This window comes from Paraburkholderia sediminicola (assembly GCF_046027355.1).
GTDB classification, from domain to species: domain Bacteria; phylum Pseudomonadota; class Gammaproteobacteria; order Burkholderiales; family Burkholderiaceae; genus Paraburkholderia; species Paraburkholderia sediminicola_B.
In genome coordinates this window covers 25,457-43,031 of the sequence record NZ_JAQQEK010000026.1, presented here as the reverse complement: position 1 = coordinate 43,031, position 17,575 = coordinate 25,457, and the positions used below count along the sequence as shown (strand labels likewise).

The 17,575-nt window shown below is 62.9% G+C and carries 7 protein-coding genes; 5 read left to right on the top strand and 2 right to left on the bottom strand.

What is annotated here, in order from left to right; genetic code table 11:
- Positions 1-18 precede the first annotated feature (18 nt).
- Positions 19-2,757, bottom strand: a complete 2,739-nt coding sequence (locus tag PQR42_RS33435; protein WP_408494746.1) for a winged helix-turn-helix domain-containing protein — start codon at positions 2,755-2,757, stop codon at positions 19-21.
- Between the two features lie 426 nt (positions 2,758-3,183).
- Here PQR42_RS33435 and PQR42_RS33430 point away from each other — a divergent pair, with 426 nt between their 5' ends.
- The 3 genes from PQR42_RS33430 to PQR42_RS33420 all read left to right on the top strand — a co-directional run bounded on the left by PQR42_RS33430 (position 3,184) and on the right by PQR42_RS33420 (position 5,921).
- Positions 3,184-4,566 carry a sensor histidine kinase gene (locus tag PQR42_RS33430; protein WP_408389406.1) on the top strand — a complete coding sequence of 461 codons (1,383 nt, stop codon included), beginning with the start codon at positions 3,184-3,186 and terminating at the stop codon, positions 4,564-4,566.
- Positions 4,567-4,871: 305 nt separating this feature from the next.
- Positions 4,872-5,513: a response regulator transcription factor gene (locus PQR42_RS33425; RefSeq protein WP_408389408.1), complete on the top strand. Its 642-nt coding sequence runs from the start codon at positions 4,872-4,874 to the stop codon at positions 5,511-5,513.
- Positions 5,514-5,555: 42 nt separating this feature from the next.
- A complete protein-coding gene (locus tag PQR42_RS33420; protein WP_408219365.1) occupies positions 5,556-5,921 on the top strand; it encodes a response regulator in 366 nt (121 codons plus the stop codon).
- Positions 5,922-5,994: 73 nt separating this feature from the next.
- Here the strand turns inward: PQR42_RS33420 and PQR42_RS33415 are convergent, their stop codons facing one another.
- Positions 5,995-7,362 carry a sensor domain-containing diguanylate cyclase gene (locus PQR42_RS33415; protein ID WP_408389410.1) on the bottom strand — a complete coding sequence of 456 codons (1,368 nt, stop codon included), beginning with the start codon at positions 7,360-7,362 and terminating at the stop codon, positions 5,995-5,997.
- Positions 7,363-8,162: 800 nt separating this feature from the next.
- On the opposite strand from PQR42_RS33415, the gene PQR42_RS33410 reads away from it, so the two are divergent.
- Both PQR42_RS33410 and PQR42_RS33405 read left to right on the top strand, forming a co-directional pair.
- Entirely contained in the window at positions 8,163-9,020 is an 858-nt protein-coding gene (locus PQR42_RS33410; protein ID WP_408219362.1) for a hypothetical protein, read from the top strand.
- 131 nt (positions 9,021-9,151) lie between these two features.
- Entirely contained in the window at positions 9,152-17,569 is an 8,418-nt protein-coding gene (locus tag PQR42_RS33405) for an RHS repeat domain-containing protein (protein ID WP_408389412.1), read from the top strand.
- Positions 17,570-17,575 lie beyond the last annotated feature (6 nt).

Genomic DNA, 17,575 nt, shown 5'->3' with positions numbered 1-17,575 from the left:
GGCCTCTCGCCATGCGGTCTAGTAAGGACCCACGAGACCGAGGTCACGCGCGCGTGCAACGGCTTGAGCTCGCTTATCGACGCCGAGTTTCATGAAGATGCTCTTCATATGGGATTTGACGGTTTCAGCGCCAATCCCAAGCGTACTTGCGATTTCCTTGTTCGACTGCCCTCGGCCAATCAAGTCGACGATTTCGCGCTCCCTTGAGCTCAGCGCCCCGCGCTCCGTGTCGCGCTGACGGTTGCCGCCAGGCTGATACAGCATCCGCCAGCCATGAAGCAGATGATCGGCGCAGGCGATCAGCTCGTCCGTTTGCGCCGTGTGCCGCGCGTCTTCGCAAACGGCGTGCAGCAGGTCTCCGATGTCCGGACCCACGTCGAGAATGGATTGGTACACGCCTGTGGGCGCGGCGACCTTCAGGACTTCGCGGAAGGCCTCGATCGCGCGGGTGCGTTCATTCGCTGCCAGCCAGACGAGCGCAAGCATGGTTCGCAAACGTATCGCGAGGAAATCCCCATGTCGTCGTTCGGCGCTCTGCAGCGCGGTGCTCAACGCCGCAGCGGCCTCTTCGGTCCGGTGCTGGGCCGCGGCGACAGAGGCCGCCCCCAGTGCGCGATAGTCGTCGATCTCGAGCGAGATGGAGCGTGAAGAATGGGAGTGGGAGCGCGCCACCTGATCGAGTTGCGTAACGCACGCGGCCGCCTCGACCGTCCTGCCTTCCACAAGATAGAGCCGTATGCGTTCGACCAGGGCGGCGGCGGTCATGCGTTCCCATCGACGTGCACGAGCCAACGCCTGCGCGCGATCGAGCAACGCATACGCCTGCCGCATGTCCGAACGCGCCACTGCGATTCGGATGAGAAGGCGATAGGCAATCAACACGCTATCGAGCAAGACCGCAACGTCGATAACGGGCATCAATCCGGCAACTAGCGTTTCAGCCTCGTCCAGTCGACCGTGTTCGTACCAGATTTGCCCGATCATCGGTGCGCACAACGCTACCGAGATCGAATCGGGACCGGCATCGCGTTCGGCCAGCCGCATCGAGTCCGTGAAATACCGTTCGGCAAGCTCGAAGTGCAACTGTTGCATCTCCGCATGTCCCAGCAGGCACAGCCGGTAAACCGAAGAATAGAGGTTGCGCTGGTTTTCTTCGATTGAATAGGACAGCCACGGCGTTGCGTAAAGCGCTTCGAGGTTGCCGGCCTTCCAGTGCGCGAAGCGCACGACGTTGGATGCCACATTGGTTGTCCAGATATTGGCAGATGGCCGCTCGAGGCATGGCTCAGCGATAGCGAGCGCCGCTTCAGGATCGTCCTTCAGTGCGGCGACGACTGAGCGGATCGCCTGGCATTCCCAACGGATGTCTTCGGCTTCGGCACCGGGGTGGGACGGGATATCACGTTCGACCGCATCCAGCATCGCGAGCGCCTCGTCGAAATGCAACGCGAGCGCCATTCCCCAGGCGATCGCCAGCGTGACCCTTACCTGTGCACCGGCCAGACCCACGGGGAAGCGGCGCTGCAAACCGAGCAGCGTGAGCAGATCGCCTTTCTTGACCAGCGCCATTGCACACTGTTCCATGAGACGAACGGCGTTATCTGTGGTGCCCGCGGCGATTGCATGTTTGACAGCCTCCGTCCACAGCTCCTGAGCGCCATACCACCCCGACGCGCGGCAATGCAGTTCCGCCACCTCGTCGGCGTGCTGGGCGTCGAGCTTCGCCCGCAGATACTCGCCCATCAGATGGTGATAGCGGAACCATTGCCCATTGCAGTCGAGCGCTTGCAACAGCATCTGGCCCTCGGCGATGTCGTCCAGCATGCGCTGGCTCGTGCGCAGGCCCGTTACCGCCTCGCAGAGCGGCGCGCTCAATCGATCGAGTATCGACGTGCGCAGCATGAACCCGACGATTTCGGCGGGCAACCGCTCGAACATGTGTTCGATATAAGCGGCGAACGGCCGCGAGGTGCCAGACGGCGCAGCACGCTCCTGAGCTCCTTGGCATTCCTTGCGCGACAGCAGCGACATCGAGATGCGCAACGCCGCAGCCCAACCCTCCGTGCTCGCAAAAAGCGTCTCGATGCGGGAAGTGTTCAGCACGCCGGGCAATGCGTGTTCGACAAAGCGTCTCGTTTCGTCGAAGTCGAAACGTAACGCCGACGCATCGATTTCCAGCAGGTCGTCTCCTGCTCTCATCCTCGCAAGCGGCAACGATGGATCCGTGCGACTGCAGAGGACCACATGGACATTTTGCGGTGCCTTTTCAATAAAGAACGACATCGCGTCGTGTACCGCTGGAAGGCTGATCAGATGATAGTCGTCCACGAACAGGACGACCTCGTCGTCGACTTCGACAAGCTCGTTGATCAGCGTGGAAACGACGGCGTGCAAAGGGACGAACGCGGCGTCGGCAGTCAGGCTGATCGCCGCCGCACCGACATTGCCGCAGGCATGCCACAACGCATGCGCCAGATAATTGAGGAAGCGTGCGGGTTCGTCGTCTTCTGTGTCGAGCGACAGCCACGCCACCCGTGCACCGTTCGCGCGCAGCCGGTCGAGCCAGATGAGCGCCAGAGAAGTTTTGCCGAATCCGGCCGGCGCTTTGATCACGGTGAGACGTTTGCTCGCGGCGCGCTCAGCCAGGCCGACGAGTTGCGGACGAACGATCAAATCCACCGGCAGACGCGGCGGAACGACCTTCGTCGCAAGGAAAAGATGCGGCCCGATCGTGGACGTTTCTCCAACCACACGCATTTTTCTGTCACATTGTTATTGGGGTGCGGTACTTGCCGCCATCCCCCATCTATTGAAGCGTATCCCCCGTGTCGGGGGATGGCGGGCATCTCCCCTGTATGGGGGATGGTAGGCCACGCGACGCCAGGAGATCATGCATGCACCGGGTTCGGATCGAAGCGCGCCCCTGGAGAAGGGCCGCGCGCTTGTCGGTCACTCTGTCGGGCGGCTCACTGGCGCTTCGCCGGGAACGACTCGTTTTTTGCCACATGATACGCCGCATCGAATCGCATTGCAGAGTACCAGGCGGCAACCGGTCGGTGCGCAGCCGTCGACGTCGCTGCGCCGGCGCTCCTTGTCAGTCGAAATCGCGCGCCTGTTACTGATAGATATATAGCCGTGTTAGCCAAAGTTCCAAAGATCAGCAATCACTTGCGGGAAAAAACCGTGTCCATCGCAGCCGATCTGACGCTTGTCGTCGAACGCACGCTTGCGATACTGACCCAGTTCGATGGATACAAATTGCTCGCGCCGGCAGCGAAACGGGACGTTCACGAATCCGTCGTGCTGTCAGCCAAAGTATGGTTCGAGACGCTGTTGTCGGGCGAACCTCCATCGGCACAGGACATGGACGCTTTCCGCGAAATCAGTCAAAGACGTGAGCATCAGCGCGTGCCGCTGCAGAGCCTTCTTCAGGCGCTGCGTCTGGGGTTGCGAGAAACCTGGAGCACATACATCGCGCTGGGAGAGTTGGACGAGCGCATCGCCAAAGAACTTCTGGCCGACGTCTCGCTGTATCTTCTCGATCACTTCGATTTCATTGCGCGGATCATTGTCCGTGCCTATCTGGCTGAACATTATCGGCAGCCGCGGTGGGCGGAATTGGCCATCGCAATCGAGGAAGGCGCGCGCCGATCCGAAAGCGTGCGGCACCATCTCGTCGCGCTCCTCGAGCAGTTATCGGATGAGCCGGACCTGTTATCAAGGCTCGAAGTCGGCCACGCGCGAGAACAACGCAATACTGAAGCGGCCGGCGCGCAAGTGATGAAGTTCTTCGGCCTCGATGTCGACATCGATGACGGTGCGGAACTGTCGAAAGCCTTGCACGATGCGCAGGAGCAACTCGCGCAGGCGTCGAGGCTCGCGGCCGTTGCGGAACTGTCCGCCTCCATCGCTCACGAACTCAACCAGCCGCTCCAGGCCATCGTGGCGCATGGGCGCGCATGCGTGCGATGGCTCGCCGCAACGCCGCCCAGGATCGACGAAGCCAAATACTCGGCCGAGCAGTTGCTCCGCGACGCGAATTCCGCAGCGGACGTGGTCAGCCGGATTCGGGCGCTCTTCAGGCATACGGCTCCCCAGAAGGTCGAACTCGATATCAACAAGCTGATTCTTCAGGTATGCACGCTGATGGCCGACGACATCCAGCGCAGCGCGGTTTCGCTCGAGACAATATTGGGCGAAGACGTGTCGAAGATCAGCGCGGACGCGGTTCAGATTCAGCAAGTGATGGTGAACCTCGTGCGCAACGCGATCGAAGCGTTAGCGGCAACGGAGGAACGGCCGAGGCTGCTAGTGATCCGCTCGCGTCGCGATGCGGACAATGTGGTGGTCGACGTGGAGGATCATGGCGCGGGACAAGTGGACTTCAAGAAGATCTTCGAGCCGTTTTTCACCACGAAGGAAACAGGGATGGGCATGGGACTGGCAATCTGCCGGTCCATCATCGAAGCACACGCGGGCCGGATCTGGGCGGTGCGCAATGTGTCCCGCGGCGTAACCTTCAGCTTCAGTCTTCCGATAGAGCGGTCGAACGCAACGGCACGTTGACGAGGACTGGCGATATCGCCAGCAGGCTCGTTCAGACGCACGTCAACGCAAGGACTTTTGCAGACCATTCTTGACAGACTCTATCGGTCATTTCGCGACGGGTTCCAAGCCTACAACTTCATATTGGGTGCTGCCATTACATATTCATGTGATGCACAACACAGCCGTCCGTGGTTTCATGTGACGTTTCCGATGGCAATAGTTTTTTGTCGGCACGACCGCGTGAGAGGGACATTCAGCGGGACTATCGTGGCCCGGCTGTGCCGAAGTTAGGAGGGACTTTCACCTGACAACCGAGGGGTTCCATGGAATCCGCAAGCGAATTGGTCTACGTGGTCGACGACGAAAAACGGGTGCGAGAAGCACTCTCCGCGCTGCTGCGTGCAAACGGAAGAAACGTCCAGGCATTCAGCTCCGGTGGAGAGTTTCTGGACACACCACGTCAAAAAAATGTCGTTGCATGTCTGATCCTGGATATGCGCATGCCAGACATGAATGGTCTGGAAGTCCAGAGGCTAGTGCGCACGGACTCTCGAATTCCCGTTATTTTCATTACCGGGAGAGGAGATGTGCCGTCCGCGGTCCTTGCCATGAAGGGCGGGGCAGTTGATTTCCTCACCAAGCCCGTCAATGAAGACGAGTTGATGCGCGCAGTCGATGCGGCTCTCGCGAGAGCATACGTTCTTCGCAAGGAGGCGGAGGACGCGACGACACTCTGGGCTCTCTATCAATCGCTGACGCCTCGCGAGCAGGAGATCTTGCCGCTACTCGCAAGCGGTCTGCTCAACAAGCAGGCGGCAGCAATCCTTGGCATCACCGAATACACCGTGCAGGTACATCGCGGCCACATCATGAAAAAAATGCAGGCGGATTCATTTGCTACTCTCGTCAGGCAGGCGAGCAAACTGCAACTCGAAGCATCGCCGACGACCACCTCCGATGTCTGAGGTCAATTAATTCTTCGTGAGAAGCGATGAGCGGAGAAAAAAATGCCCACGCCTCCGGTTCGGACCGTCGCCATCATTGATGACGACCGGCGCGTTCTGATGTCGCTTGCGAACCTGCTTGCCTCCGGCGGGTATGGAACACGGGTCTACGAATCTCCACTGGATTTCTTTTCCGATGGCTACGCGGGTCTGGTATGCGTTATCACGGACCTCGGCATGCGGCCCATTGATGGCATTCAGGTACTCGAAAGAACGGTTCATTCGAACGCACTTACGCCCGTCATCATCATCACCGGGAACCCGAGCGGGCATACAGAAGACTTCTATCTGAGAAGAGGCGCATTAGGTTTCTTCAGAAAGCCTGTCGACGGCGACGCGTTGCTGGACCTGCTGGATAGTATTGCTTGAGCGGTTGGTGTTTAAAGAGCGATCGCGCGCCCTGTCTATCCGTTCCTTGCGCTGATACAGAATCAGTCGCACTTCACGGCAGCGGCGTGACGGACTGAACCCGATTACGTCCTGCACGTTTTGCGTCGTAGAGCGCGGCGTCCGCTGCGTGAATGAGTGCGTTGGGAGTGCTCGGCGTGTTTGGGTCGATCGTCGCGCACCCGGCGCTGATGGTGACCTGACCGGCAAGTATCGGCGCTGTCAATCCAAGATCCATGACTGCGCGCCGGGCCTGCTCGGCAATCGTCGATGCCTCGTTCAATCCGGTGTCGGGCAACACGAGCGCGAACTCTTCACCGCCGTAACGGGCGACGAAATCGCCCGGTCGGCGCGCTGTTCCTGCCAGCGCGCTCGCAATCGCGCCAAGGCAGGCATCGCCCCGAAGATGCCCAAAGGCGTCGTTGTAGTCTTTGAAATTGTCGACATCGACCATGACGAGCGAGAGCGGCTGACGGTTGCGCGTCGCACGCTCGAACTCCCTGCGAAACTGGTCGTCAAAATAGCTACGGTTATAAACGCGGGTCAGGCTGTCGCGTATGGACGTATGCAACAGATACGTGTGCGCCTCGGACAGTTTGCGATAGAGCACGGTGACTTCCCAGACCAGCACGCACACCAGGACGCCGGGAGCAAGCATGCTGAAGACCCGTGCGACGTACCAGCCGAGCGTGAACTGAACGATGCTCAGCAGATTCAGGCTGGCGTCCACGAACGACGCCAGCAGAGCGATGGTGATCCACAGATCGAGCACCGTCCGCAGTCGCCCTTTGAACAAAACGACGACGATCGCCAGAACGTCGAGCGAGCAGATGACGACCGCGGTTCGGCCGCCTGAAAGCGCGCCCGTTTCGGGCGGCATATGAAACGGCGCCGACAGATTCGCGTAAATGGCGAAGACGCCTAGCGCGGCGGCAAGCGCGGTTGGAACACCGATCAACGCCCAGGTCCAGACGTCACTATGAGGCAGTTCGATCGACTTGCCCGGGAAGCGGTCGCGAATGAGCGCTGCCACGATGACGAGCAGCGGAAACCCTGCGTGCCAGAAAACCCACATCCACACCGCACTGTGAGGGCCGGCGCCGAAGAGGCCCGTGCGGGTGAAAACGCCAGGGAACATCAGCAGTTGCAAAGCGACGGTAATCGCCGTGAATGCGTATGCGCCGCCGAGCGCGCCGATCATGGGTTGTTGCGTCACGGCAAAGCGGGCGCCGAGAAGGAACGCGGCGATGCCCGACATGGTGAACACCGTGAGTGCGCACATGGGCATGAAGGACGTGATTGCGGGCAGCGCCTGGTGCGCGCGCGGACCCGCGATCACAAACGTGAGCAGAACAAGCGACGCGAATGTACCTGCAAAAACGACCTGTTTGCGTGTCGCCGGCCCAATAAGCAAGCTGTCCATTCTGGCCCGTTTGGTTGGTGTTCTGTCTTATGGGTATATCGGCGTCGCTAACCGCCCAATCTGTGTGCCGTGTTGGAAGACAGAGTGCGGAGTGCGCTGCTGACCGGACCATATTGTCCTACATATCCGCCCCGATGAAAGGCTTTCAGCTTACTCAGCGCGGGCTCGCACTCGTCAAAACCGGAGCACAACGCGAGCACAATCCGGGCATAACGCGCCCGGTTCATCCGCTTTGCATTGAAGCCCGATAGCCAAACGTCGAACCTGCCCTAATCGACTGAAATTATCTCTCTTTCAATTGGGAATGTGATTTTCCTTACCCGCCGAACCAGCGCCTGAGTGAAACGCTTTTTTTTGATGGCAATGCCTTGCGGAATTGGTCTGAACATTGAATTTCCTGTTGCCATCAACCATACTGAGTCGCATAACAGCAATTTAGACGCAACCTGGCTATCGGCCGCTCATAGTGCCGAGGTTCTGTAGGAGGCCATCGAAATACCGGGGTCATCAGGCCCGCGGGACGGGCATTCCCGTTCGTACGCGAGGGTGCGGTCTGCGCCTTCGCTCTTCAAAATCAGGTAATCCGATTCCCTTCTCCGGAGTCTGGGAGACGTTTTGTATTCTGGATTCTGATTTAACGGGAATGTTAAATTTTTAAATAAAGTACGTAGGATTTTATTTCAGTCTTTTACTGAAAGGGGTTCCTTTTTTATTAAAAATGGCTGGTTAAGCCAAGGCGCATAAATCGCCATGGCAGGGACTGGCTTTGTCCGCGCGTATTCAAACTCGGGAGCAATATCATGCCGCTGCAGATTCAGAGTGCCCAGATCAAACCCGGTGCCACCAGCACCTTCAACTTCACCGACCAGATTACGCAACGCATGGTCGGCATCTCGGCTTTTTCGTTGAGCTATGGCAACACGGACCATCACGTGCAGACGATATCGGTCTCACTGAGCGTCAACCAGTCGGGGTCGTCGCTTTCCATTACGGCGCACGCGACAATGGTCGACGCCAGTGGCAATAACCTCGATCCCAACGCGTCCTACGTCAATGTGGTGGCGCTCGCGTGGGTCGGCGTCGACGATTCCAATCTGAAGCTCGGCAATGTCGCCGGCATCGTCAACGGCGGGACGAGTTCGCCGATCACGATTCCCGGCACCGATCCGAACGTGCTGCAGGCCGCGCTAGCCGGTTACTACCTGTCGTATGGCGGCACCGATCACCATATGGAGACGGCATGCGCGGCTGTCGGCACGACCTTGAGCGGGAACACCGCATCGATCAACGGCACGGTCTATATGTACGACGACACTGGCCATGGGAACGTATCGGGCACCGTGGATTCGGGACTCGTGGCGAACTGCGACCCGTCGCTCGGCAACTTCGTGCGCGGCACCAACACGTTGCAGAACAACACGCAGAAAATCACGTTCGGCAAGCCGTACGCCCACTACACGCCGTTCCTGAGCAGCTACAAGGTGCAGTACCGCGACAACTCGGACCATCACGTGAAAACGTTCTCAGTGAGTCTGTCGGTGCAGAGCGTGAGCGGCAGTGACGTCACGGTGACCGGCGCGGCGAAGCTGGTCGACAACTCCGGCCATGTGCAGGACGACGGCGTGAGTAACGTCAGCGGTTTCATCGTCGGTACCTGAGTCAGCTACCAGGCAACTCGCCGCAACACGCAACGGCGCACGCGCGTGCGCCTCCTTACACCTGCGCGTTCACGCCGCCCGCATTGGCCGCGGGCGGTCGCGTGCGCGCGTTCTTTCCGGAGCCGGCCGTCATGTCTGATTCCTCGATTCCCAGCATTCGTACTTTCCAGATGGATGCCAGCACGGTGGGCGTGCTCAAGAGCAGCGTCAACCTGTTTCGCGGCGACGTGAACCTCACGCAGGCACTGTTTTCGATGCCCGGGCGTACCGGCAACGACGGCCTGCAGATCGATCTGTCGATCCAGTACGAGAGCAACATCCACCAGCAGGCGATGACGTGGAACCGCGACCGTCCGACGGGCGTGCTGGGCATGGGCTGGCAATTGCCGGTGTCGGCGATCACGCTCGACACCGGCGGCGCGCCGACACCAGGCGCTGCGACCTACTCGATCAACATGGCGGGCGTGTCGAGCCAACTGATCCGCGAGCCCGCCAATCCGTCGCTGTTCGGAATGGACGGCGCGCTGGCGGGATCGCTGGTCGACGGTCAGGCGGTGCCGCCCGCCGTGCGCAGCGAGTTCGTGCAGCGCGGCTTGCCGCTCTCGGCGAGCGCGAAGATCGCGGGCAGCGCGAGCCCATGGCGGATCGACGACGATGCACTCCAGCAGCAATTCGTGCTGCAACTGAATCAGCAAACACTCGATGCCAGCGACGGTGGCGAGTCGTACCAACTGGTCAACTACAAATTCTGGAAGGTGCTGTACTACTCGCGTTACGAGCGTTGGGCCGTGACCAATGAAACGGGGCAGACGATGTCGTTCGGCGGCGGCGTCGCGCAAACCGCGCAGGGCTGCAACGTCAGCGCCGGCAACAGCATTGAATGGGCCGTGCAATGGACCGACGACAACGGTCTCGCGCTGTGGCAGGGCAACAGCGCCGTAACCGGCAAGCAGCAGCAATACGCGAGCGCGTGGCATTTGCAGCGCGCCTATAGCCGCTTCGGCGAATTCGTCTCGTACGGCTACAACGGCTTCGATCGCGACGGCAGCGGATTGCTTACGCACGGTGCGGAACAGCAGGTCGGCGTGGGCGGCAAGCCGTACACCAAGGCCTGCTATCTGACGAGTATCACCGACGTGTTCGGCCGCACTGCAAGCTTCACCTATCAGCCGAAACTGTGGAGCAATGCGACACCGGAGAGTCCGCGCGAATATGCGGACCCGCACAAGACGGTGCCGGACATCACACCCAATGGCTTCCAGGACCGTTACGAGACGCAGTTCCTGAGCGGGATCGCGGTCACGCATACCGACGGCTCGACGCTGTTTTCGCTGGCGTTCATCTACGACCCGAGCCCGTCGAACCCGGGCGCGCAGGCGGTGGCCAACGTTGCCGGCACATCGGGCGACACCTGCAAGCGGTTGCTCACCGGCTTCGCGCTGTTCAATCCAGCCGAAGAGAATCTGCCGGGCTATGGCTATGAATACAACCTCGACATCGGCGAGCCCACCAACCTCGGCGCGTTGCGCCGCGTCGTCTATCCGACCGGCGGCAGCGCCAGCTATGCGTATGACCAGGTCGAGCTGCCGATCTGCGAGCGCGCGCTGACGCTGTCCGCGCCGGCGCCCATGCCGCAGCAGTCGATGCCGCGCGTGTGGTTCGGCCCCGACTACGCGGTCGCGGTATGGAACAACAGCGCGACGCAGCAGTTGTCGTTGCAGATCCTCACCTGGAACGGGCAGTGGAACAGCTGGCAGGCGGACCCATCCAACCCGCTGCTGGTGGACGGCAACGGCGGCACGGATCTGTCGACGGTCGCCGTGCTGGCCGCCGCAGACTTCGTTGCGATTACGTACAACACGAGTAGCAACACCAATTTGCACCTGTTCCGCAAGGATCCGGCGCGCCGGGCCCAGTGGGACGCGGCAGTGATTGCCGGCGGCGGCAGCGGCGGGTGCAACAGCCCGACCTGGCACTGGCCGATTGCCAACGGCCGCGTCTCGACACTGGCCGGACAGAACTTCGTGCTCGTGCCGCAGATGAGCACCTCGGCCAATCAGGGCGCCTATGACCTGTTCACGTGGAACTGGCCGACCCAACGCTGGTCGCATACGACGCAGCAGACGGCCTCCTATACGTGGTTCACAGCCGGCCGCGAGTACTTCACCACGCTGGATATGAAGTCACAGGTCACGCTGTCGTATCTGAGCCCGACGGGCACGTGGCAGCAGGGCGGCAGCGCGACGCTCGGCTTTTCGCTGAGCAATACGACGACGGTTGCGCTGAGTTCGGACGTGTCGCTGCTGGCGGTCTCGCATCTGACCTCGGGCGGTGCGTCGAGCGGTCAGCAGGGCTACGACGTGTTCGTGCTGCAATGGAACAGCGCCTACCGCTTTGCCGCGCCGGCGAAGTTCTCCTTCATCGACAAATTCGACAACGCGTATCCAACCAGTTGGGCGCCCGCCAGCATCGGCAACGCGATGGTCGCGGTGGGCGGCAACCTGATCCGCTTCGACGGCGACGCGTGGCTCGCGAACAGCAACCTGAAGCCGCAAGGCGGCGTGATAGTCGGTGAGCAGCGTTACGCGTATGGACCGGACTACGGCACGCTGATTCTCGTCGGCAACGGTTCGCCGAAAGCACAACTGGTCGGCTACGACGCGAACAGCACCAGCGCGACCTGGACCGACACGGCGACCGCGATCACCGGTTTGAGCGTCCCGCCGAGCAACCAGAGCACCGCGAACTGGGCGAGCGGCGGCAACCCGGATTATCTGAGCGTCGGCACGCAGCTATTTTTCCGCGGCGTGGCGACCAACTGGTCGCATGCGGTGACGCAGAGCATCGGCGACATCCAGACGCTGATCAACCAGGCCGCCGGAACGAGCAACCGCTATCAGTTGAACGCGGCGTCGGTGATCAACGAAGGTCCCGCGTTTATCGCCTGTGCGGCGTATGACACGCAGAATCCGAGCGGGCATGCGACGGCTTCGTCGGCGCTGGTGCTGCGCAATGGCGGGGTGGCCGGCTCCGCCCAACTGCTCGGCGGCCAGCAGATGTGGACGGCGCAGGAACACGATTTGCCGGGGCAGGGCATGTATCCGGGCGGAGCCTCGGCGTTCTTCACGTACCCGGACACCGCGAGCGATCTCGACAGCGCCACCAGCGTCGATCTGCACCGCTATGCGGGCGACGCGATCCAGGGGCCGATCGAGGATTGGCCCGTCGCCAGCATCACGATCGACGACGGCCTGTCGGAAAGCTCGACCACCTGCTATGCGCAGAACACCGCGAGCGCCGCGTGCGATGCGAGCGGCGAGGTCGTCAAATATTTCGAGAGCATCGTGTACCCGGGCGGCAGCAGCGCGAATCCGGTGAATGGTTCGGTGACGAGTTGCTACCTGAACGGCAACCAGCTGGTCGCGCCCGACGATTACTACAACATGCTCGACGGCTTGCTGCACAGCGTCGTGACCTGCGATGCATCAGGCGCTACCCTGACCAGCGTCGAGAACGAATGGAATGCGTATGTGATGCGCGCGGGCGACCCGGCCGATACGCATGCCGCGCCGGTTCAGCTTTATGGCGCGTACGTCCTGCAGACCGCGCAGAACTCGGTGACCGACGGCGTCGCCGCGGGGCAGACGACCGCGTACGCACCGCAAGGGTTGCCGTACACCTACACGGGCCAGCCGGCGAGCGTCACCCGCACCACGATGAACGGTGCCGGCGAACTCGAAACCGATGTGCAGACCAACGTGTATGCGTGCGAAGTCAACGCGGCCAGCCGCGTGCTGAGCGATGTCAGCAGCCTGGTGGCGCAAACGTCGACCAACGCCGGCGTAACGACATCGTCGGCCGTCACTGCGCTGAGCAGCTGGCCGACGCTATGGGGCGACGACGTGCTGACGCCCGCCGAAGAAGCCGACTTCAGTTGGACCGGGGGACCCGCCGCGTTTCCATTTTCGACGTATGCGCCGGGCGAAACGCCCGCCGACTGGCAATGCACGACGCGCAACCTGGTGCGCGCGGCCAACGGTTCGGTGTTGCAACAGGCGGATGGCGCCGGGACGTTATGCGCAACGCTGTTTGGCACCTCACTCGGCTTGCCGGTCGCAACGTTCAAGGCCGCGGCGCTCGCCGAATGCGCCTGGAACGGTTTCCAGTCCTACGAAGACGCGAGCGGCTGGACACTCACGGGCACGACCTTCGACACGGCGAACGCGTGGCTCGGCACCCGCAGCCTGAGCGTACCCAAAGGCGCGAGCGCAAGCGTGACGGTCGCGTCGGCGGCAGGGCGCACGGCCTATCTGCTGGCCGTGCGTTATCAGACGCCCGCGGGCTACGACGCCGACGGCTCGGGCATCGACATCGACTGTGGATCACAGAAGAGTCACGTCGCGTTCGTCGACACGCGAGGGCAATGGCAGTATCTGAGCGCGTCGGTCGCGCTGGCTGCCGGCACCAACAGCATCGCGCTGCGCCTTGCCAATGTCGGCAGCGGCAATGTGCTGGTGGACAGTGTGCTGTTCGCGCCGTTCGGCACCGACGTCACGGTTCAAAGCTGGCACGCGGACACGCGCCTGTTGCGCGCGACGATGAACGCCGGCGGCAACGTCAGCTTCACGCTCTATGACGCGTACAACCGGCCGCTGGGGGCGGTCGGCGGCGACGGTCAACTGCAGGAACTGGACGTGCGCTTCCTGTCGCGCCAGGGCGCGTCGGACGATGCGTTCGACAACGCCAGTCCGAACGCCGAACTGACGCTGCACATGGCCGACGGTGGCCACGCGGAAACCTTCCTCGACGGCGCGCAGTGGCGCACTCGCTGGCAGCCCGGCAATCCGGGTCTGTGGAGCACCGCGGACGGCGTGCTGAACAAGACCAGCAACGCCGCCGACTCGCTGGTCTGGCAAGGCGCCGCGAGCGCCACACCGGCCGTCGCGTTTTTCGTCGAGATGGTGCCGCCGGCGACGCTGGGCAACGGCACGATAGCGTTCCAGTTCGGCGACGGCGAGCAGATCGGCTGGACCCCGGGATCCGGCTGGCAATGGAGCGGGGCGGGCGGCACGCCCGTGCAGGCCCCGCTGGCGACCCCGTCGCATCTGGCGACCCAATGGCTGCTCGCCATGGTGCCGGGGGCCGTGCTGTTCTTCGGCAACGGCCAGTTGTTGTTCAGTCATGCGAGCACTGCGACGCCGTCGCAAGGCCTGACGTTCTCCACCGGCCCGAACGCATTGCAGATCGTCAATCTGATGGCGGGCGCCAATCCGCGGATCGGCCAGTCTTATACCGACGGCGCCGCGCGCCAGCGCCAGGTGCATCAGTTGCAGGGGACGGACAGCCGCGTGATGGAAGTCGTCTATGACGCGCTCGACCGGCAGCTCGCCCTGACGCGCATTGCGCCCGGCACGTTCGGCAGCGGGGCGGCGTTCGCGCCGCTGCAATACCGCTCGAGCTTCGTCGACGTGCCGGCGTTTCTCGCCGCGCTGCAAAATACTTGCGAGATGGAAGGCGACGTCGCGGCGTACTACGCCGGCCAATCCGACGGGCCGGTCAAGCGTTCGAACGACCAGAACTATCCGTATAACGGACTGCGCTACGGCGGCTCGGCGCTTGGCCGCATCGTGGAAAGCGGCAAGCCTGGGCTGCAACTGTCGATTCACGACGTCAACACCACGAGCCCCGCCGAGCGCGAAACGACGCGCACCGTCTATACGGCAAGCGCCGCGAACGACCCGGTGCAGGCCGGCCAGTATTTCGCGACGCTCACCACCACACCGGGCGGTTATCAGGGACGGCAGTTCGTCGATACGGCCAATCGCGCGGTGGCCACCGTGCAACTCGCCACCGACGGCAGCAACGCCGGGCAAACCACGGTGAGCCCGAGCTATGACGCGGCGGCCGGCACGGCCGGGATCCTCGGCACGATGAAATTGCCGAATGCGTTCACGAACGGGCCGCAGTCCGACCCGGCCGCATTCGTGCGGACCACGTTGCAGAACCCGTTAGGCCAGCCAACCGTCTACAGCGATCCGGACACCGGCAACACGTCGTATCTGTTCGACGGGAAGGGCCAGTCGCGCTTCGTTCAGGTGCCGCTCGACGGCAATGAGCAGTACTTCCTCTATACCCGCTACGACGCGCTCGGCCGCATCGTCGAGGAGGGCGTCGTAGCCGGCGCATGGGACGCCGCGAAACTCGCCGCGGAAGTGGACAACCTCGCGTGGCCCAGTGCGAGCGATGGCGCAACCGCGGCGCGTGTCTACAGCTACGACGGCGACGGCACGGATCCGAACGCGCTCGGCAAGCTCACGCGTGCGGTTACCTGCAATCCGGCGCCGGCATCCGCGCGCGGTCTCGGCGACTGCACCGTCGACGAACAATGGATCTACGACGCCTTGGGCCGTGTCGTGACGACGCGTCTCGATGTATCCGGCGCCGCGCAACTCTCGGCCAGCGCGACTTACCACTACAACGCGCTGAACGAGATCACGCAGATCGATCTGCCGGCGGGGAGTCCATTGCCGAGCATCGTCTACACGTACGACGATCAGGGGCAAATCACTTCTATCGGCGTGCCCGGCACGCCGGCCGCGATCGCAAGCTATACATGGACCGCCGACGGCCAGTTGCAAACGGCAATACGCGGCGCACTCGCCGACGTGTGGGGCTACGACTCGCCGGGCAGCATCCTCACGCACCAGGCGAGCGTCGGCACGAAGACGGTGTTCAGCCAGGACTACACGTATACGCCCGACTCGCAGATCGCCAGCCGTGACACTGCCTTCGATTTCAGCGCGCTGAGCGACACGCGTTCGGTCGCGTACACGTACGACGGCCAGCAACGCTTCAACACTGCCGTCGTCGCCAACGGCGGCCGCGGCAATCAGGCCGTGACCGAGTACGACGCGAACGGCAACATCTGGAAGGCCACGCAGGACGGCGCGACCTTGTCGGCGAGTTTTAGCGCGGGCACCGACCGGCTCGACACCGCCACCCTCGCAAACGGCGACGGCGTCACGTTCCACTATCGCAACGACGGCAAACCCGATCAGTGGCGCGGCCTGAGCATGGAATACGACGCCGCGCTCGGCACGATCGCCGCCGTGACGAATGGCTCGAACGTGGTTCGCTACGCGCGCGGCCTGAACAATCAGCGTGTGGTGCGTCAGCAGGGCAGTGCGTTGCAGATCAGTTTCCAGGGCGCGGGCAATACGCCGCTCGTGATCTGGAACGACGGCACGCCGCAAATCTGCATCTGGGGGGCCAATGGGCTCGCCGCCGTGCACGATGGCGCGCTGAAGTATCCGGTCACCGATCATCAGAACACGGTATGGGCCGTGACCGACACGGCCGGCGCACTGGTTGCGAGTTTCGACTATCTGCCTTTCGGCGGGTTGCTGAGCGAAGCGGGCAGCGGCGCGCCGAACTGGCTGTTCCAGTACGCGGGCAAGCCGTGGGACGCGACGCTCGGTTTGTACGACTTCGGCGCGCGGCTCTACGACCCGGCGCTGCTGCGCTTCGTCACGCCCGATCCGGCGCGGCAATTTGCGAGCCCTTATGTGTTCGCGAGCAATAACCCGCTGAACATGGTCGACCCGAGCGGCAACATTTCGCTCTGGGCGCAGATCGGCATCGGCGCGGCGATGGTTGCGGTGATCGCGGCCGGCATCGCACTGAGCTTCGTGACGTTCGGCGCCGCCGCGCCGGCGGCCGCGGCGGCCGACGGTGCGCTGGCGGGGGCGGCACTCGGCGGTGAGGCCGCAGCCGGCGCGGTGGCCGTGGGCGGTGAAGCGGCCGGTGCGGCCGCGGGCGCCGCAGCGGGCGAGGTCGCAGTCGAAGGGGCGGCGGCGGGAGCGACCGAGGTCGCGGCCGGCGCGAGTGCCAGCGTCGAGGCGGCCGCGCCGCTCACGACCGCGCAGGTCGTCGCGCAGAACGCCACCTCGGTGTTGTGGAGCGCGACCACCAGCGCGATCAGCGGCGCCGGCACGAGCGGCCTGCAGTACGACGTCCAGCACGGCCGGGACTTCACGGCCAAGGGCTTTTTCGAGGCCATGGGCACGGGCGCGCTGACCGGCTTTGCGAGCGGCGGTATCGGCGGGCTTGCCACGATGCCGGCCACGCTGGGTTTGTCGCAGGGAATGAGCGCCACGGCAAGCGTCGCGTTCCGTGCATTGACGAAGGCGACGGCCGGCATGATTGGCAAGGACGTCTCGACCCTGCTCACCGACGCCGTCACCGGCCAGAAGGTGACGGTCGGACAGTTGCTGCTCAGCTCGGCGCAGGGCTTCGGCACGGGAGCGCTCTCGGGTGCGTTCAGCGGCGTGAAAGCGGCCAATGCCGGGCCGGCGTCGACCGCCGTCAGCGCCTCGGACAAGGCGATCGTGCGGGTCTCGAGCGTGATCAACGGCGCGGTCGACACGCTCAAGCAGCAGGCGACCTCGCAGGCGGCAATCGCCGCGTATATCGCGGGCGGCTATTTCCTCGTCACCGGTTATACGGTGTGGGGCGTCTACGGCGCGTCGTCGAAGAACCAGAGTGCGTGAAGTCGA